The 18,714-nt window shown below is 72.5% G+C and carries 15 protein-coding genes; 8 read left to right on the top strand and 7 right to left on the bottom strand.

Annotation, left to right across the window (positions count from 1 at the left end; translation table 11 throughout):
• Window positions 1–125: 125 nt before the first annotated feature.
• From ACIBSW_RS21360 to ACIBSW_RS21340, 5 genes are all read left to right on the top strand, one after another.
• On the top strand, window positions 126–1,301 hold the full coding sequence (locus ACIBSW_RS21360; protein ID WP_354729154.1) for an ROK family transcriptional regulator: 1,176 nt from the start codon (window positions 126–128) through the stop codon (window positions 1,299–1,301).
• A 157-nt stretch (window positions 1,302–1,458) separates the two neighbouring features.
• Window positions 1,459–4,284, top strand: a complete 2,826-nt coding sequence (locus ACIBSW_RS21355) for a glycoside hydrolase family 3 C-terminal domain-containing protein (RefSeq protein ID WP_354729152.1) — start codon at window positions 1,459–1,461, stop codon at window positions 4,282–4,284.
• Between the two features lie 87 nt (window positions 4,285–4,371).
• The gene (locus ACIBSW_RS21350; protein WP_354729150.1) at window positions 4,372–5,775 is read left to right on the top strand and encodes a pectinesterase family protein; all 1,404 of its coding nucleotides are present in this window, start codon (window positions 4,372–4,374) and stop codon (window positions 5,773–5,775) included.
• 15 nt (window positions 5,776–5,790) lie between these two features.
• Window positions 5,791–7,200, top strand: a complete 1,410-nt coding sequence (locus ACIBSW_RS21345) for an RICIN domain-containing protein (protein WP_354729148.1) — start codon at window positions 5,791–5,793, stop codon at window positions 7,198–7,200.
• A gap of 126 nt (window positions 7,201–7,326) precedes the next feature.
• Entirely contained in the window at window positions 7,327–8,073 is a 747-nt protein-coding gene (locus tag ACIBSW_RS21340) for a hypothetical protein (protein ID WP_354729146.1), read from the top strand.
• Window positions 8,074–8,076: 3 nt separating this feature from the next.
• On the opposite strand, the gene ACIBSW_RS21335 is transcribed toward ACIBSW_RS21340, so the two are convergent.
• The 3 genes from ACIBSW_RS21335 to ACIBSW_RS21325 form a co-directional block, all read right to left on the bottom strand.
• Window positions 8,077–9,132: a pectinesterase family protein gene (locus ACIBSW_RS21335; RefSeq protein WP_354729144.1), complete on the bottom strand. Its 1,056-nt coding sequence runs from the start codon at window positions 9,130–9,132 to the stop codon at window positions 8,077–8,079.
• Window positions 9,133–9,256: 124 nt separating this feature from the next.
• On the bottom strand, window positions 9,257–10,330 hold the full coding sequence (locus ACIBSW_RS21330; RefSeq protein ID WP_354729142.1) for a VCBS repeat-containing protein: 1,074 nt from the start codon (window positions 10,328–10,330) through the stop codon (window positions 9,257–9,259).
• A gap of 191 nt (window positions 10,331–10,521) precedes the next feature.
• Entirely contained in the window at window positions 10,522–11,028 is a 507-nt protein-coding gene (locus ACIBSW_RS21325) for an RICIN domain-containing protein (RefSeq protein WP_404799415.1), read from the bottom strand.
• Between the two features lie 148 nt (window positions 11,029–11,176).
• Between ACIBSW_RS21325 and ACIBSW_RS21320 the strand changes: the two genes are divergently transcribed.
• Window positions 11,177–11,872 (top strand): TetR/AcrR family transcriptional regulator, encoded by a 696-nt coding sequence (locus tag ACIBSW_RS21320; RefSeq protein WP_354730347.1) that lies wholly within the window; start codon window positions 11,177–11,179, stop codon window positions 11,870–11,872.
• Between the two features lie 39 nt (window positions 11,873–11,911).
• On the opposite strand, the gene ACIBSW_RS21315 is transcribed toward ACIBSW_RS21320, so the two are convergent.
• The 3 genes from ACIBSW_RS21315 to ACIBSW_RS21305 all read right to left on the bottom strand — a co-directional run bounded on the left by ACIBSW_RS21315 (window position 11,912) and on the right by ACIBSW_RS21305 (window position 14,746).
• Window positions 11,912–12,787 carry a hypothetical protein gene (locus ACIBSW_RS21315; RefSeq protein ID WP_354730349.1) on the bottom strand — a complete coding sequence of 292 codons (876 nt, stop codon included), beginning with the start codon at window positions 12,785–12,787 and terminating at the stop codon, window positions 11,912–11,914.
• A gap of 34 nt (window positions 12,788–12,821) precedes the next feature.
• Complete coding sequence (locus ACIBSW_RS21310; protein WP_354730351.1) at window positions 12,822–13,478, bottom strand: DUF6230 family protein; 657 nt, start codon at window positions 13,476–13,478, stop codon at window positions 12,822–12,824.
• Between the two features lie 77 nt (window positions 13,479–13,555).
• Window positions 13,556–14,746, bottom strand: coding sequence for a helix-turn-helix domain-containing protein (locus tag ACIBSW_RS21305; RefSeq protein ID WP_354730353.1), 1,191 nt, complete (start codon window positions 14,744–14,746; stop codon window positions 13,556–13,558).
• A gap of 146 nt (window positions 14,747–14,892) precedes the next feature.
• On the opposite strand from ACIBSW_RS21305, the gene ACIBSW_RS21300 reads away from it, so the two are divergent.
• Window positions 14,893–16,122, top strand: a complete 1,230-nt coding sequence (locus ACIBSW_RS21300; protein WP_354730355.1) for a YncE family protein — start codon at window positions 14,893–14,895, stop codon at window positions 16,120–16,122.
• Between the two features lie 56 nt (window positions 16,123–16,178).
• The gene (locus tag ACIBSW_RS21295; RefSeq protein WP_354730357.1) at window positions 16,179–17,537 is read left to right on the top strand and encodes a serine/threonine-protein kinase; all 1,359 of its coding nucleotides are present in this window, start codon (window positions 16,179–16,181) and stop codon (window positions 17,535–17,537) included.
• Here ACIBSW_RS21295 and ACIBSW_RS21290 read toward each other — a convergent pair.
• Window positions 17,529–18,539, bottom strand: a complete 1,011-nt coding sequence (locus ACIBSW_RS21290) for a LacI family DNA-binding transcriptional regulator (protein WP_354730359.1) — start codon at window positions 18,537–18,539, stop codon at window positions 17,529–17,531. The two genes, ACIBSW_RS21295 and ACIBSW_RS21290, sit on opposite strands and share 9 nt — an antisense overlap.
• Between the last annotated feature and the right edge of the window lie 175 nt (window positions 18,540–18,714).

Here is an 18,714-nt window from a genome sequence, read left to right as displayed (position 1 = left end):
CGTGCCCGCGCGACGGGGTACGGCATGATGGACGGGCCAGCCCGGGGACGTTGGCGGCGGGAGGCAGGACTGACGTGATCGGTACGCACGGCATGACGCAGCCGGCGGACTTGTCCGACGTGAGAATGACGAATCTGGCGGTGGTACTCAGGTACGTACGCACCAACGCGCCCTGTTCAAGGGCGGACATCGCCGCCTCGACGGGGCTCAACAAGGCCACCGTCTCCAGCCTGGTCGCCGACCTGCTGGAGCGGCAGCTGCTGCGCGACACCGGCCTGGCCGAGAACCGGATCGGCCGCCCCGCCGCGATGCTGACCCTGCAGAGCCGCCCGTACGCGGCGGTGGGCATCGAGGTCGCCGCCGACCATCTCGCCGCGGTGGCGGTCGACCTGACCGGGGAGCGGCTGCTGACCTGGCGGCGGGCGTACCCGGGGCTGGACGGCGTGCCCGGCAGGGCCGAGGCCGCGATCGCGGCGCTGGCCGGCCGGGTGGTCGCGAAGATGACCGGCCAGCAGCGCCGGGTGCTCGGGCTGACCGTCGCCGTGCCGGGCCAGGTCGGCGCCGACGGCGGCGTCCATTTCCCCGCCCATCTCGGGCTGCCGGATCTCGACCTGCGCGCCGCCCTCGAGCGCGGCCTGCGCCGCCCGGACTTCGAGGTGGTCGTCGACAACGCCGCCAACCTGGCCGCACTCGCCGAGTACCGCACCGGCGCCGAGGCCGACACGCCCGACCTGATCACCCTCGTCGGCGGCGCCGGGGTGGACGCCGGGATCATCACCGACGGGCGGCTGCTGCGCGGCGGGCGCGGCTTCGCCGGCCAGGTGGGTCACCTGCGGGTCGACTGCGACGGCCCGGTCTGCCGGTGCGGGCGGCGCGGCTGCCTGGAGGCGGTCGCGGGGCTGCCCGCCCTGGTGCGCCGGGCGCTGCCGGACACCGAGGCGGACGGCCCGGTCACCGACTACGCGCCCGAGCTGGAACGGATCACCGCCCTCGCTCGCGCGGGCGACGCGCGGGTCACCGAGGTCCTCGCCGACACCGGCCGGCTGCTCGGCCGCGGCGTCTCGATCCTCGCCGAGCTGCTGGACCCCCTCGCGGTCGTGCTCGGCGGCACGTTCGCGACGCTGGCGCCCTGGCTGCTGCCCGCGGTGGAGGCGGAGGTGAAGTCCCGCACGGCCGCGCCGGGCGACCTCGGCTTCCGGGTCACGGTCTCCACGCTGCACGCGGACGCCGCGGCCACCGGCGGCGCCATGCTCGCCCTCGACCGCCTGGAGGCCGGCCACCTGCCCGCGCCACCCGGGTGAGGCATCGAGGAATCTAATTGTTTCTCTTGACCGGCGTCGATGCCGGGTGTCAACCTCGAAGGGCTCCGCCGTAACACGTGTGAAATCGCACGTCGGCGGAGCCTTTTCGACATCTTCATCGAAGCGCTTCGACAGCCTCCTCGGGAGAGCACCCGCCATGGACGACACCGCCCGTCGCACCTTCGAGGACCCCGGCGCGCCGCTGCCGGCCCGGGTGGCCGACCTGCTCGCCCGGCTGACCCTCGCCGAGAAGGTCGACCTGCTGCACCAGCACCAGGCCGCGGTCCCCCGCCTCGGCGTCGGGCCGTTCCGCACCGGCACCGAGGCGCTGCACGGCGTCGCCTGGCTCGGCGAGGCCACCGTCTTCCCGCAGTCCGTCGGCCTCGGCAGCACCTGGGATCCCGACCTCGTTCGCCGGGTCGGCGCGGCGGTCGGCGACGAGGTGCGCGGGCTGCACCACAAGGACCCCGTCCGCACCGGGCTCAACGTCTGGGCGCCGGTGGTCAACCCGCTGCGCGACCCGCGCTGGGGGCGCAACGAGGAGGGCTACGCCGAGGACCCGTGGCTCACCGGGGTGCTCGGCACCGCGTACGCGGCGGGCCTGCGCGGCGACGACCCGCGCTACCTGCGCACCGCGCCGACGCTCAAGCACTTCCTCGGCTACAACAACGAGACCGACCGGCACCTGACCTCCAGCGACCTGCCGCCGCGGGTGCTGCACGAGTACGAGCTGCCCGCGTTCCGCGCGCCGATCGCCGCCGGCGCCGCCGTCGCGGTCATGGCGTCCTACAACCTGGTCAACGGCCGGCCCGCGCACCTGAGCCCGCTGCTCGCCGCCGAGCTGCGCACCTGGACCGACGACGACGTGCTGGTGGTCGGCGACGCGGGCGCCTGCACCAACCTCGCCGGCGACCAGCGCTACCTGCCCGACCACGCCTCCGGCTTCGCCGCCGCGCTGCGGGCCGGGGTGGACTGCTTCACCGAGGATCCGCACACCACCGCCGGCCTGCTGCGCGAGGCGCTCGACCGCGGGCTGCTCACCGAGTCCGACGTGGACACCGCGGTGCGGCACATCCTGGCGATCCGGCTGCGGCTGGGCGAGTTCGACCCGGCGGAGCTCATCCCGTACGCGGCCACGACCGCCGACGTCGTCAACTGCCCCGAGCACCAGCGGCTCGCCCGGGAGGCGGCGCGGGCCGCGATCGTGCTGCTCAAGAACGGCGACGGCCTGCTGCCGCTGCGCGCGCCGCGGACGGTCGCCGTGATCGGGCCGCTCGGCGACACCCTCGCGGCGGACTGGTACAGCGGGAGCCTGCCGTACGCGGTCACGGTGCGCGCCGGGCTCGCCGGGCGGCTCGGCGAGCACGCCGTGCGCGGCCTCGAGGGCGCCGACCGGGTCCGGCTGCGCACGGCGCGGGGCGTGGTGGTCGCCGGCCCCGACGGCGCGGCGCTGCGGATCGCCCCCGCCGGGGACGACCTCTTCGACGTGCTCGACTGGGGCGGTGGCACGGTGACGCTGCGCGCCGCCGTCAACCGGCGCTACGTCCGCGCGGGCGAGGACGGGGTGCTGGTCAACGACCGGGCCGAGCCCGGCGAATGGGTCGTGCGCGAGACGTTCGAGCCGGTCCGGCGCGGCGGCCGGATCGCGCTGCGGCACCTGGCCGGCGACACCTACGTCGCGGCCGGCGCGGACGGCGTCCTGCGCGCCGACGCGGCCGCCGAATCGGCCACCGAGTTCGAGGTCGAGCTCGTCGAGGACGGGCTCGAGGCGGCCGCGGCGCTGGCCCGCGACGCCGACGTCGCGGTGGTCGTCCTCGGCAACCACCCGATGGTGGCGGGGCGCGAGACGCAGGACCGCGACGATCTGGCCCTGCCGCCGGGGCAGGACGCGCTGCTGCGGGCCGTCCGGACGGCCAACCCGAGCACCGTGCTGGTCCTGACCAGCAGCTACCCGTACGCGATCGGCTGGGCGCAGGAGCACCTGCCGGCCGTGCTGTGGTCGGCGCACGGCGGGCAGGAGTCCGGCGCCGCCGTCGCCGACGTGCTGCTCGGCCGGGACGCCGACGGCGCGCCGGTCGAGCCGACCGGGCGCCTGCCGCAGACCTGGTACCGCGGCGCCGACGAGCTGCCGGACCTGCTCGACTACGACATCATCGGCAGCGACGCGACCTACCTCTACTTCCGCGGCAGCCCGCTGTACCCGTTCGGGCACGGCCTCGGCTACACCCGCTTCGAGCACCGGAACCTGCGGCTGGACGCCGTCTCCGTGCGGGCCGGCGACCCGGTGGAGATCAGCGTGGACGTCGTCAACGTCGGCGACCGGCCGGGCACCGAAGTGGTGCAGTTCTACACCCGCCAGCGCCGGTCGCGGGTCAAGCAGCCGCTGCGCCGGTTGCGGGGCTTCCGGCGGGTCCGGCTCGCACCCGGCGAGCAGGCCACTGTCACGCTCACCCTGGACACCGCCGACCTGGCGTTCTTCGACGTGGTGCAGGACCGGCCGCTGGTCGAGTCCGCCCGGCACACCGTCATGGTGGGCCACTCCTGCACCGACATCACCGCGACCGGCACCCTGACCGTACGGGGCGAGACGGTCCCGGACCGCCCGGCGGCCCGCCTGCGGGCGGCGAGCCGGGACGCCGAGTACGGCACGGCCCTGACCGACGAGGGCCCCGAGCGCGGCGACGCGGTGATGGCCGTCCGCGACGGCGCCTGGCTCGCCCTCGACGGGGTCGACCTTCCCGCGGGCCCGGCCCGGATCACCGCCTCGGCCGCGGCGCCCGCCGCCGGCGCCCGGATCGAGGTACGGCTGGACGAGCCGCTCACCGGCCCGGTCGCCGCGGTGCTCGACGTGCCGGCGGTCGCCGGCCGGCACGACTGGGCCGAGGTGACCGCCCCGCTGACCGCCGCCACCGGCCGCCACGACCTGTACCTGGTCTTCGACACCGCCGGCACCCGCGTGAGCGTCGTCGGCTTCGGCGCCTGATCGGCCATCCCCCCGCTTCGTCTGCCCGCGTTCGCGTTCGCCCGCGCCGTCCCCCACCGGCGGCCCATTCGAGAGAGGCACCGAACCATGAGACAGACACGTTGGTGGCTTCCGCCGGCGGCGCTCGTCCTCGCCGCCGCGGCCGCCCTGGTCGGCGTGACGACGTCCCCGGCGCAGGCGGCGCCGGCCGCCGGGGTCGCCTATCAGCTGAAGGTGACCAAGTCCGGGATGTGCCTGGACGTGCCGGGCGCCTCCACGGGCAACGGCGCGCTGCTGCAGCAGTGGGGCTGCACGGCGAACTCGGCGTGGCAGCAGTTCACGCTGGTCGCCAACGGCTCGAACTACCTGCTGCGCAACGTCAACAGCGGCAAGTGCGTGGACGTGCCCGGCTGGTCCACGGCCTCCGGCGTGCAACTGCAGCAGTACACCTGCGTCGGTAGTCAGGCGAACCAGCAGTGGTCGCTGACCGCGAGCGGGTCGGGCACGTATCAGATCGTCAACGTCAACAGCGGGCTGTGCATCTCGGACAAGGACGCCTCGACCACCTCAGGCAACGCGATCATTCAAGAGACGTGCTCCGCGAACACCAACAAGCAGTGGGCGTTCGTCGGCGCGGCGGCGGCCGCCACCGTGGCGGCCGACGGCAGCGGCCAGTACACGACCGTGCAGGCGGCGATCGACGCGGTCCCGGCGAACAACACCACCCGGCGGGTCATCACCATCAAGGCCGGCACCTACCGGGAGATCGTCACGGTCCCGTCCAACAAGCCGTACGTCACGCTGCAGGGCCTCGGCTCCGCGGCGAGCCAGACGGTGATCGTCAACAACCACAGCTCCGCCGGCGGGTACGGCACCTCCGGCAGCGCCACCTTCTTCGTCAACGGCGCGGACTTCGCCGCGTCCAACCTGACCATCTCGAACGACTACGGCGAGGGCAGCCAGGCGGTCGCCGCCAACCTCAACGGCGACCGGTCGGTGTTCGACAACGTCCGGTTCCTCGGCGCCCAGGACACCCTGCTGATCAACAACTACCGCGCGTACGTCAGGAACTCGTACGTCGAGGGCACTGTCGACTTCATCTTCGGCGGCGGCACCGCGGTCTTCAACGCCACCTCGATCTACGAGAAGCGCAGCACCGGCGGACCGATCACGGCCGCGAGGACCGACGCCGCGAACGCGTACGGCTTCCTCTTCTACCGGTGCACCATCACCGGCGCGACCGGCAACACCACCCAGCTCGGCCGGCCGTGGGGCCCGAACGCCCAGGTGCTGTACCGGGAGTCGAGCCTGAGCGGCACCATCGCCACCGCACAGCCGTGGACCGACATGTCGTCGAACTCGTGGCGGAACGCCCGCTTCTTCGAGTACCGCAACACCGGTTCGGGCGCGACGACCAACGGCAACCGGCCGCAGATGAGCGACGCGACGGCCGTCAACTACACCCCGCAGAAGTATCTGGCCGGAACCGACGGCTGGAATCCGGTCGGCTGAGAGGACGGTGTGAACATGCGAAGGCTACTTTCGCTCGCGGCGCTGTTGATCGTCGCGGCAACGGTGCTGGTCGGCCACCCCGCGCAGGCGGCGCCGGCCGCCGGGGTCGCCTATCAGCTGAAGGTGACGAAGTCGGGAATGTGTCTGGATGTGCCGAGCGCGTCCACAGCCAACGGCGCTCTGTTGCAGCAGTGGGGCTGCACGGCGAACTCGGCGTGGCAGCAGTTCACGCTGGTCGCCAACGGCTCGAACTACCTGCTGCGCAACGTCAACAGCGGTAAGTGCGTGGACGTGCCCGGCTGGTCCACGGCCTCCGGCGTGCAACTGCAGCAGTACACCTGCGTGGGTAGTCAGGCGAACCAGCAGTGGTCGCTGACCGCGAGCGGCTCGGGCACGTATCAGATCGTCAACGTCAACAGCGGGCTGTGCATCTCGGACAAGGACGCCTCGACCACCTCAGGCAACGCGATCATTCAGGAAACCTGCTCCGCGAACACCAACAAGCAGTGGGCGTTCGTCGCGACCGGGCGGTCCTGGCCGTCGACGCCGGACGGCTTCGCCTCCACCGGCGGCGGCACCACCGGCGGCGCGGGCGGCACCACGGTCACCGTCACCACCCAGGCCGACCTGGCACGGTACGCGGCCACGTCCGGCTCCTACGTCATCCGGGTGGCGTCGGCGATCAGCATCTCGCCGAAGGGCACCGAGATCCCGGTGACCTCCAACAAGACGATCGTCGGCGTCGGCACCTCGGGCCAGATCGTCGGCGGCGGCTTCTTCCTCGGGACCGGCGTCACCAACGTGATCATCCGGAACCTGACCATCCGCGACACCCGGATGGCCGACGACGACCCCGACGACAAGGTCTACGACTACGACGGCATCCAGCTGGACACCGCCGACCACGTGTGGATCGACCACAACACCATCGAGCGGATGAACGACGGGCTGATCGACAGCCGCAAGGACACCACGTACCTCACCGTGTCGTGGAACGTGCTCGCCGAGAACAACAAGTCCTTCGGCATCGGCTGGACCGACAACGTGACCGCCCGGATGACGATCCACCACAACTGGATCCGGGACACCAACCAGCGCAACCCGAGCACCGACAACGTCGCGTACGCGCACCTCTACAACAACTACCTGCAGAACGTCGCGTCGTACGGCAACTACGCACGCGGCTACACGAAGATGACGCTGGAGAACAGCTACTTCGAAAACGTGAAGGACCCGTACTACCCGGACTCCACGGCGCAGCTCAGGCAGTCCGGCAGCATCCTGGTCAACTGCACCGGCAAACAGACGACCCTCGGGTCCGCCTTCACGCCGAGCAGCTTCTACTCGTACACCCTCGACCCGGCGGCGGACGTACCCGCACTGCTTCGCACGAACGCCGGACCGCAGGCCGGCATCGGCCTCTGACGATCGCGAGCGGTCCGGCCGGTCCCGCCGGCCGGACCTAGGCGAGCACGGTCGGTTTACAAGCCTGCACAGGGTGTGGTTCGATGCCGCGATTGATCTTGGAGACGCCGGCTCGGGGAGACGATCATGGCGGGTTACAGCCTCGGGATATTGGCCATGGACGACTGGACCGACGTGGCCGAAGTCGCGGCGATGGTCGATCGTTGTGCTGGTCGCCGGCATGTCGACGGAGAGCTGGACGAGCGGGTCGTCGGGTTCTACGAGCGGTTGCGGTCGCGGTTCCCTGACCAGCCGCCCCTCATTGATCCGGACGAGGACCCGTGGATGGACATGCCGCTGGATACCGGTATCGACCACGTGTTCGTGACGCTCTGCTCGGGGCCAAGCAGCGACCCGGCCCTGGCTCTGATCAAGGAGCTGGCGGCCGAGTACGGGCTGACCATCTGGGATCCGCAGGACGGATCGGCGTACCGGCCGGTGATACCGCCCGCCCGCGAAGAGGTCGAGGCGTGGTGGCTCGATCTGCTCGACGACCGGTGCGGGCGGGAGGCGACCCACGAACGCGTCCGGACGTGGGTCGAGGAGACGTCAGAGGCCATCGACGATCCGATCACCACGATGGGCGTTCAGCAGCTCTACAGCCTCACCATGGGTGACGTCTCCGCGGCACGCACCATGTTCGAGCAGTGGCTCGTGCACGGCGAGCGGTTCGACGCCGATCCCGAGGGCTGGGTGCGCGACCGCACGATCCAATCCGTGCTGGCGGTCCGGCGGGACCAGGGTCCCGAGCGGGCGCGGGCGCTCGCGCTCCAACTGGCGGCCCGCGGGTCGTTGAGCGACGAGGACGTCGCCCGCATCATCGGGCCGGCCTGAGCGTCAGCACTGCGGGGACCAGCCGTCGGTTCCGGCCAGGTACGCCGCAGGGCGGTAGCCTTCGGCCTCCGCGTCGGTCAGTTGCGGGCGGTCCGGCGTCACCAGCGCGCCGGGGCCGCGGTTGTGGTACTCCGCGAAGCGGGCGTCGCGCCAGGACCAGGTGCCGAAGTCGGTCCAGGGCGCCGGGCCGATGTGCGCGCCGAGCACCGAGTCGCGGATCACCGTCTGGCCGATGGCGTTCGGGTCCTGGCTCGGGTGCCAGGGCCGGCCGAGGTGGACGCTGGCGGCGGGCGCGTCGGAGGTGAACCCGCAGCCCGTGAAGAGCAGGCCGTACGGGTTGGCCACGCTCGTGCTCGGCGCGGTGACGTAGCCGTTGTTGGTCGCCGAGCCGCGGGTGAGGGAGTGGATCCGGCAGCGGTCGAGGACGGCCGTGCCGCGGCCGAAGATGAAGTCGACGTCGCCCTCGACGTAGCAGCGGCGCAGGTAGATCCGCGACGGCACGTCGGCGGCGGGGCTGTTGAGGTAGAGGGTGTCCTGGTTGCCGAGGAAACGGACGTTGTCGAAGGCGAGCCGGTCGGCGCGGCTGAGCAGCGCCACGGCCTGCCGCGCGGTGATCTCCGGGTGCGCGGCCTCGTCGAACGAGTTGGCGATCGTCAGGTTGGCGGCGGTGAAGTCCGCGCCGTCGACGGTGACCGAGGCGCTGCCGGAGGTGCCCCAGGTGCCGCCGTCGGGGCGGGGCGTGCCGCTGGCGCGGTCGTCGGTGATGACGACCTGGCCGGGGTGTGCGCCGCGGCCGCGCAGCAGGATGTGCGGCCGGTCCGCCGGGACGATGACCTGGCCGGCGTAGACGCCGGGCTCGACGTCGATGGTGAAGCGGGCGGCGTTGCCGAGCGGCACGGCGTCCACCGCCGCCTGGATGGTCGCGACGTCGCCGCTGCCGTCGGCGGCGACGACCAGCCTGGCCCGCTCGCGCGCCCCGGCGGCGCCCGGGTGTGCGAGGCCGGCGGCGAGCGCGGCGCCGGAGGTCGCGGCGAGCCGGATGAGGGTGCGGCGTTGCATGGGACCTCCCGAGGTAAGCGCTTACCTCGGACCATAGGGCTGGCAGTTATGTTCGTCAATGGATACGCGGGTGGCCGAGCCCCCGCGGGTGGGGACTCGGCCGGGTGTCAGGCGCCGCGTGCGGTCACCAGAGGACGCCGGGCTGCGGGATCTCCGAGCCGACGGCGAAGAAGTCGTGCCATTTCCAGCCCGTGCCCAGGAAGGCGGAGCCGGTGGACCGGGCCACGTAGACGTCGGCGGCCGCGCCGCGGGTGAACGTCACGATGTCGTCCCGCCCGTCGCCGGTGAAGTCGCCGGTGCCCGGGATCTCGGAGCCGACGGCGAAGAAGTCGTGCCACTTCCAGCCCGTACCGGAGAAGCGGGTGCCGGTGGACAGCGCCACGTAGGCGTCGGCGGCCGCGCCGCGGGTGAACGTCACGATGTCGTCCTTGCCGTCACGGTTGAAGTCGCCGACGGACGGCAGCTCCGAGCCGACCGCGAAGAAGTCGTGCCACTTCCAACCCGTACCGACGAAGCCGGAACCGGTCGACCGGGCCACGTAGACGTCGGCCGCCGCGCCACGGGTGAAGGTCACGATGTCGTCCTTGCCGTCGCCGGTGAAGTCGCCCACCGCCGGGATCTCCGAGCCGACGGCGAAGAAGTCGTGCCACTTCCAGCCCGTACCGGAGAAGCGGGTGCCGGTGGACAGCGCCACGTAGACGTCCGCGGCCGCGCCGCGGGTGAACGTCACGATGTCGTCCCGGCCGTCGCCGTTGAAGTCGCCGACGGCCGGGGTCTCCGAGCCGACCGCGAAGAAGTCATGCCATTTCACGCCGGTGCCCCGGAACGACGAGCCTGTCGACAACGCGACATAGACGTCGGCCGCCGCGCCGCGGGTGAATGTCGCGATGTCGTCCTTTCCGTCGCCGTTGAAATCTCCGACCAATGGCGTTTCCGTGCCGGCCGCGAAATAGTCGTGCCATTTCACGCCGGTGCCGCGGAAGGACGAACCGTTCGACAACGCGACGTACACGTCGGCGGACGCACCGCGGGTGAACGTGACTATGTCGTCGCGACCGTCACCGTTGAAATCCCCCGCCACGCCGCCGAATCCGCCGCCGGGCGGCGGCGCCGCGGCCGCCGGAAGGCTCTGCAGGCCGGTCGCGACGGTGACGGCCGCGATTGCCGAAAGCGCCAGGAGGCGCCGGTTCCCGAACATCTCTCTCCCCGTTCTCGTGATGGACGTCCGATTGGCGGACGCCCATAAACTAGCTCCGAACGGGGCCGATAGAGTTATTCAGTCTGCTAGCCGTCTATACCAGGGAAAATCCGCATAACGGAGATGGCGACGGTAGGCTCGCCCGCGCGAAATGGGCGGAGGATTCCCTCCGCCCATTCGCCGGGGTGCCCCTACGGCTGGTTGCCGCCCTGCGCCTGCCCGTGCCAGCGCCGCGAGGGGATGTCGGCGCAGGTGCCCTGCGCCACGGCGCCGGCGCCGGCGGCCGTCACGCAGCGGCCGGTGGCGACGCTGCGCATGAGGAACGTGTCCCCGGCGCCGTCGAGCAGGCGCCAGCGGCGCTGCGGCGCGTCGTCGCAGCGGAACTGGACGACCGCCGGTCCGCGGGCGGCGGTCAGGCAGCCGCCGCTGCGCACATTCTGGATCTGGAAGAGCCCGTCCATGGTGGCGAGCCGCATCCGCCACAGCGCGGACGTGTCCGGCCGGCACGGGCCCTGCACGGCCCGGCCGGCGATCACCCGCAGGCAGTTCCGGCTGCCCAGGTTGACCAGCAGGAAGCCTTTGATGGCGTCGGTCGGTCCCGGCGGCGGCCCGGCCTGCGCGGCGGCGCCCGGCGTCAACAGGCCGGCGGCGAGCAGAACGGTCACCGCGGTGGACAGGAAACGGCGGCGAACTGACATGACGGTACCTTTCAGCCGGGAATCGGTCGCATCGCACGTTATCCCTAGAACCCATTGTATTCGGTGATATCGGGCGGATCGCCATTCGCGTTTCGACCGTCGGGTTTGCTCTAGGCTGATCGGCAGCGGCGACAGTGGAGGGAGAACGGTGTCCGAGACGACTCGTTTCGACCAGCGCATTCCGGGATCCCGGTCGGCCACCGATCCGGACCGGCTGCTGCCCCGGGGACGCCACGATCTGCCGCGCGAGTTCGTCAGCCGGACACAGCGCGACCGGCTCATCGACGCGATGGCCCGCACCGTCGCCGAGCGCGGATACGCGAATGCGTCGCTCGGCGACGTCTGCGCGGCCGCCGGAGTGTCCACCCGCGCGTTCTACGAGCATTTCGTGGACAAGGAGGCGTGCTTCCTGGCCGCCTTCGACCTGGGCGTCTCGCTGCTGCAGCGCGCCGTCGCGGAGGCGTACGCCCGGCCGGCCCGCTGGCCGCAGCGGATGCACCACGGGCTGGGCACCCTGGTGCGGATCCTCGCCGCGGAGCCGGCCTTCGCCTCCCTCGCGGTGGTCGAGGTGCTCGCCGCGGGCCCGCGGGCCCGGGCCTGCCGCCGGCGGCTGCTGGACGCCTACAAGGTGTTCTTCACCGAGGCGCCGCAGCGGGCCGGCGCGGCGCCGCTGCCGCCGGGGGTGATCGACGCCGTCATCGCGGGCGTGTACGGCGTCATCTACGAATTCGTGTCGACGGGCCGGGCGACGGAGCTGCCCGAGCAGCTGCCGGCCCTGACCTACCTGGTCGTCGTCCCGTTCCTGGGCCCGGCGGCCGCCGCCCGCGCGGCGGACGGGCAGTAGGGTCCGCCCCGCCGGTCGGCAGGGCGGACCCGCACAGATCTATTCGGTCGGGGTGGGCTCGGCCGTCGGGGTGGGCTCCTCGGTGGGAGTCGGCTCCTCGGTCGGGGTCGGCTCCTCGGTGGGAGTCGGCTCCTCGGTCGGGGTCGGCTCGGCCGTCGGGGACGGCTCCTCGGTCGGGGTCGGCTCGGTGGTCGGGGTCGGCTCGGGGACTACGGCCGCCGAGACGGTGATCTGCTGCGTCGCGTCCGTGGTGTCGGTGACCGCGTAGCGGGCGCTGAACGTCGCCGAGGTCGCGCCGGTCGGGCAGGTCAGCCCGCCGGTGACCCGGATCGGCAGCGCGACGCCGGCCGAGAAGTCGAGCACCGGCGAGGCGGTCGCGGTGCCCGGGACCCACGGCCCGGTGATCGACGCGGGCCCGTCCGGTGCCACGGTGACCACGCAGGACGCGAGGCCGGAGATGGTGGTGACCACGCCGGCCTTCGGGATGGTCATGGTGCCGGTGGAGCCCGCCGGGTCGTACTGCAGCGCGATGGTCCAGGCGCCGTTCGTCGAGTTGGAGACCGTGCGGGCGGTGGTGAACAGGACGTTGGTCGGGCAGGCGCCGCCGTTGTTGGCGAAGGTCGGCGGGGTCAGGTCGGAGACGACCGGGCCGTCGGTGCTGGAGTTGGCGGGCTCGGCGGGCACCGCGCCGGTGTTGACCGACTGGTTGCACGTCACGGTGGTGGTGCTCACCTTGAAGGTCGCGGTGCTGCCGGCCACCAGCGAGGCGTTGTAGCTGTGCCCGGCCGGGCCGACCGTGGTGGCGGCGGCGGCCTGCGCGGGGCCGGCCTGCAGCGTCGTCAGGCCGGCGCCGGCCAGGACGGCGACGGCGACCAGCGCCGACCGGCGCACGGTACGGGAACGGGGAGGGACCATCTCGATCTCCTTGGATCGTGGTGGAGGTACGGGCTCAGAAGCACTCGTCCTTGCCCCAGCGCAGCCGCAGGGACAGGCCGGTGAGGTTGAATTCGCCGGCGGTCGTCGCCCAAGCCACCTGCTTGAGGTCGGTGATGACGACCGTGTCGGCCTGCTGGCTGAAGAAGCCCTGGCGGCGCTGGGCGATCTCGGCCGGGTCGTTGACCGGCCCCTTGTCCAGGGTGGCCGCGTCGCGGCCGATCTCCATGCCGCGGAAACTGGCGTTACCGTCGAGGGCCGACATGTCGACCACCATGTTCGTGGCGGTCACCGGGTCCCGCCCGGTGCCGGCCTTGATCTTCAGGGTCACCTGGCCGAAGTCGCCGAGATCGGTGACGACCGACTGGCAGAGGTTGGTCAGCTTCGCGGTCCGCATGGCCGAGACCGCGACCGGCTCCGGCTGCTGTGACGACGGGTCGCTGCCGGGCTCGGTGCGGGCGTCGACAGTGCCGTACTGCACGAAGCCGGTCGCCTCGAGCCGGTCCGCGCTGACCTTGAACTGCTGTCCGGACACGGAGAACGAGGCCGCGATCGCGCCGTTGGACATCAGGGTCAGCAGGCCCAGCACCGCCGCGGCGCTGAGTCCGAACAGGATCCCGAACCGGCCCCAGCGGGTGCGGCCAACGGTCTCGGTCTGATGGGAAGCGAGCATTGGTCCCCCCAGCGAATGATCCAGAAAAGGCAATTGTTCTGGATGGGAGGCACGCTAACCCCGGTCACAATGCATCGTCAAGCATTGAAGTCCGCGGATATCTTCGCACCGGCGGCCGGCGATTCCAGCCAGGTTCGCAGCGCCCACCACAGTTGCAGCAGCTCCAGCACGGTACGGCCGTCCCCCGGCTCGCCCGCGCCGATGGGCACGCCGGTCAGCTCGGTCAGGCGGCGCAGCCGGTAGCGGACCGTGTTCGGATGCACGTGCAGGGCGGTGGCGGTGTGATCCAGGCGCTGACCGTGGTCCAGATAGGCAAGCGCTGTCGACGCCAGCTCCCGGTGGAAGTCGTCGGCGGCCCGCAGCTCGCCGAGGAACGCCGCGCTGGTCAGGCCGGCCAGCAGCGGCTGCGCCGTCAGGGCGAGGTCGACGGCGTGGTCGACGAGCAGGTGCAGGCCCCGGCGCGGGGAACGGGCCGCGAGCGGCAGGGCGGCCAGGCAGAGGCGGTACAGCGACGGGAGCTCGCCGAGCGGACCGGCGGGAGCCGCGACCACCAGCACGTCGGTCTCGCACCCCGCCGGCAGCCGGTGCGTGAGCGCGGCGAGCCTGCCGCCGACCGTGCCGCAGACCCCGCCCTCGGCCGCCAGCCGGCGGCCCGCCGGGCGCAGCCGCGCGGGGTCGCCGACCTCGGCGACCAGGCAGTGGTAGCGGCCGTCCGGGCGCAGGCCCAGCCGGGCGAGCTCTGCCGGCGACGGTCCGGGCTCCTCGCCGAGCAGCAGCCCGCGCAGCACCCGGTCGCCGGCCTCCGCCCGGTCGCCGGCCAGGTCCCGCTCCGCCGCGCGGTAGCCGGCGATCACGTGGCGCTCGAGGGCGCCCAGGTAGCGGTCCATGTCCAGCAGCACCTCGAGCAGCAGGCCGTCGGGGATGTCCGCGGCCCGGGCCCGCTGCACGGCGATCTCCAGCGCCCGGGTCCGCCCCGCCTGCACGGCGCCGAGCAGCCCGCCGATCGAGATGCCCTGGGCGGCCCGGTCGGCGCCGAGCCGGGCGGCGTCGGCGAAGTCGCGCTCGCTCGGATCGCCGGACTGCTCGAACGAGGCCAGCCCGGCGGCGAACAGGATCGCGACGTGGCGCCGGGTCTCCGCCGGCGGCAGCCGGGCCACCTCCGGCGCCTGCGCCCGGGCCGCCGCGACCAGGTCGTCGACGATCCGCTCGTCGGCCGCCATGTCCCACAGCACCTTGAGGAACACGTCGCCCCGCGTCGTCAGCGCCATCGTCGCTCTCCCGGGAAGCCGGCCGGTTGTCCGCGCCGCACAACGGCCGGCCCGAATGTTGGCGACCGGCGCCTATCGATGGGCGCCGATTCATTATTACCTATTCGTTACCGCAAGGTAACATCGCCGGCGTTCGGGAGAATCCCATGGCACTCAGATCGTCCGCGCTCATCGCCCTCGTCGCCGTCCTCACCGCGGCGCCGCTGCCGGCCTCCGCCGCGCCGCCGCCGCTGCGGGAGGTGATGTTCGTCGGCAACAACTGGGAAGGCACCGTCGACGTCATCGGGTCCAGCGGCGGCTACGGCAAGCTCGGCCGGATCAACGTGATCCCGGACAAGGACGCCCGGCTCTGGGAGATCTACCTGAACCCGGTCCGGCTCGCGTTCTTCCTCGGCATCCGCTCGGGCCCGGGCGAGGGACACGACCAGCTGGTCGACGACATGTACACCACACCGGACGGCGGCGCACTGGTCGCCTCGCGGCCGAGCTTCGCCGACGTGGTCTCCATCGACCTGCGCACCGGGGCGATCCGGTGGCGCTTCGCGGTCTCCGGCTACCGCGCCGACCACATGGCGGTCAGCCCGGACGGGACGAAGGTCGCGGTGTCGGCGTCCACCTCGAACACCGTGCACGTCCTCGACATCGCCACCGGCCGGCAGCTCGGCTCGTTCGCCACCGGCGACAAGCCGCACGAGAACATCTACTCCGCCGACGGCCGCTACCTCTGGAACATGTCCATCGGCGAGGTGAACACCGACCTGGACGACCCGATCTGGGACTGGACCAAGGGCAACCGGCGGATCACGGTCGCGGACACCACGACCTTCGCGACGGTACGCACGATCGACATGCGCGCCCGGCTCGACGCGTTCGGCCGCCGCGACCTGTCGAACGCGATGCGGCCGACGGTGTTCAGCGCCGACGGCTCCAAGCTGTACTTCCAGGTGTCGTTCTTCAACGGCCTGGTCGAGTACGACATCGCCACCGACCGGATCACCCGGGTGAAGACGCTGCCGAAGAACCCGGCCACCAGCGACGACCGCACCACCTTCGTCAACGACTCCCGGCACCACGGCCTGGCGTTGAGTCCCGACGGCGGCCGGCTCTGCGTGGCCGGGACCATGGACGACTACGCGACTGTGGTCGACCGTGCGACGCTGCAGGAGGGTGAGCTCGTACCGGCGGCCAAGCCGTACTGGGCGACGGTGAGCGGCGACGGCCGCGACTGCGTGATCTCGGAGTCCGGCGCGGACCAGGTCTCCGCGATCAGCTTCGCGACCGGCCGCCGGGTGGCGACGGTGGCGGTCGGCGACCACCCGCAGCGCGTCCGCATCGGACACGTGCCGGACAGCTGGGCGCCGCCGAACGCCCGCTGAGCGCGCCGGCGGCGGCCCCGGTTGACACCTCGGTCCGGCTGGGCGAGTGTTCCGAGATGAACGTTGACTGGCCCTCGGCAGGCACCCTCATGGCCTCCCGCTACCGGCTGGTGTCACGCCTGGAGACCGGCGGGATGGCGCAGATCTGGCACGCCGACGACGAGTTGCTGGACCGCCCGGTCGCGCTCAAACTGCCCGCCGGGCTCGACCCGGCGAGCGCCGACCTGCTGCACCTGGCCTGGAAAGAGGCGAGGATGGCGGCCCGGTTGTCGCACCCCAACATCGCCGCCGTGCACGACTACAACGCCGCGATGCGGCCCGAGGGTTACATGGCCCCGTTCGTCGTGATGGAGCTGCTGGCCGGCGAGTCGCTCGCGGCGCGGCTGGCCCGTTCCCCGCTGACCTGGCGGGAGGCGGCCGGGGTCGGCGCGGCGGTCGCCGACGCGCTGAGCGCGGCGCACTCCAGCGGCGTGGTGCACCGCGACATCAAGCCGGGCAACGTCATGCTGACGCCGACCGGCGTCAAGATCCTCGACTTCGGGATCAGCGCGGCGACCGGCGAGCCCGACGACGACGAGACCGGCGCGACGTTCGGCACCCCCGCGTACGTGGCCCCGGAGCGGCTCGACGGCAAGCCCGCGGAACCGGCCACCGACGTGTACGGCCTGGGCGTGCTGCTCTACGAGATGGTCACGGGCGAGCCGCCGTACCCCGTGGACACCTGGGAGGAGCTCGACGCGGCCCGCACGGCCCCGCCGCGCGCGCTGCCGGCCGGCCTGCCCGTGGCGTTCCGGGACCTGGTCGAGTCGTGCCTGCTGGAGGAGCCGGACCAGCGGCCGACCGCCGCGCACGTCGGCCACGGTCTGGCCGGCCTCACGCCGCCGCCGCCCGCCACCCGGCGCCGACCGGCTCGCCGGCGCCTGGCCCTGTTCTCCGGGCTGACCGCGCTGGTCGTGTCGATCATCGCCCTCTTCGCCGCGCTGGGCTCGTCGCGCCAGACCCAGGACGCCACCGGCGAACCCCCGGCGACCGCCGCGCCGACCGCCGCGCCGCCGAGCCCGGCACCCACGAGGCCGGGCACCCTCTCTGCGCCGGGCACCGCCGCGGCGCCGCGCCGCACGACCGCCGCCCCCGTAGCGCCGCTGCGCGTCAACGACGCGATCGACCGGGTCCGGGCGGCCGTCGTGGCGGGCCGGGAGCTGGGCGAGATCCGGCCCGACGTCGCGCAGGACCTGATCAATCTGCTCGGGCCGCTGGGCCGGGCCAAGGCCGCGGACGTGCTCCAGCGCGCGAAGGAGCTGCAGCGCAAGGTGCTCGAACGCGTCGAGGAGGGCAGCGTCGACGACGCCCGGGCCGACGTGCTGCGTTCGCGGCTCGCCGACCTCGAACGGGCGGCCGAGCGCGGCTCAGGCTGAGCCGCGCAGGACCAGGCGGGTGCTCAGCACGAGCCCGCCCTCCTCGGCCTCCTCGCCGTCGATCTTGGCGAGCAGCAGCCGGACCATCTCCTGGCCCATCTCCTCGATGGGCTGGTGGACGCTGCTCAACGGCGGGTCGGTGTGCCGGGCGATGACCGAGTCGTCGAAGCCGATGACCGCGATGTCGCGCGGCGCGGCCAGCCCGCGCTCCCGCATCACCCGCAGTGCGCCGGCCGCCATCATGTCCGCGGCGGCGAAGACGGCGTCGACGTCGGGGTGCCGGTCGAGCAGCCACCGCATGGCCGCGGCGCCGCTCTCCTCGCTGAAGTCGCCGTTCGCGACGATGCCCTCGCCGACCACGTCGCGATAGCCGTCGAGGCGTGCGATGCCGGCCGCCATGTCCAGCGGGCCGGTGATGGTCGCGATGCGCCGGCGTCCCAGCCGGGTCAGGTACTCCACCGCCTCCCGCGCGCCGCCGCGGTTGTCGGCGTCGACGAAACAGCCGGGCTCGGCCTGGGTCGGGCGCCCGGCCCGCACGGTCGCGACGCCGCGCTGCTCGAGCGTGGACAGCAGGGTGTCGGCGCCGTGCAGGGAGAGCAGGAGCGCGCCGTCGACGTGCTGGCGGGTCAGGTAGCCCTCGAGGCGCTCACGCTCCTGGCGCGACTGCGAGATCATCAGGACCATCTGCAGGCCCCGGTCGACCAGGCCCGACGAGATCGACTGCACGATCCGGCCGAAGAACGGCTCGGCGAAGAACCGCTCACCCGACTCGAAGATGACCAGGGCGATCGAATCGGTCCGCTGCGTCACGAGCGTGCGCGCGGCCCGGTTCGGCACGTAGCCCAGCTCGGCGATCGCGTCCTTGACCGCCGCGCGGGCGGCGGGGCTCACCTGGTCCGAGCCGTTCACGACCCGGGAGACCGTTCCGCGCCCGACTCCGGCCCGGACCGCGACCTGGTCCAGCGTCGGTCTTCCCGTGCCCCGGGTCCGCTCCCCCGTCATCGGGTCCCCTCCTGGTCCAAGCTGCGCCAGACACAACTTATCTCCCACCCGTTTCGCGGTGCCGTGCGGCCCGCCGCAGTTTTGTGTCCGGTATTACCCGTCTGGCGAGGTTTCCCAGCGCCGAAATCCTCAAGTCACACCGTTCGGGCCGTTCGCAACCGGCCGGCACCGGTTC

It is taken from the genome of Actinoplanes sp. NPDC049668 (assembly GCF_044465445.1).
GTDB lineage: Bacteria > Actinomycetota > Actinomycetes > Mycobacteriales > Micromonosporaceae > Actinoplanes.
This window is presented reverse-complemented; position numbering and strand designations above follow the sequence as displayed.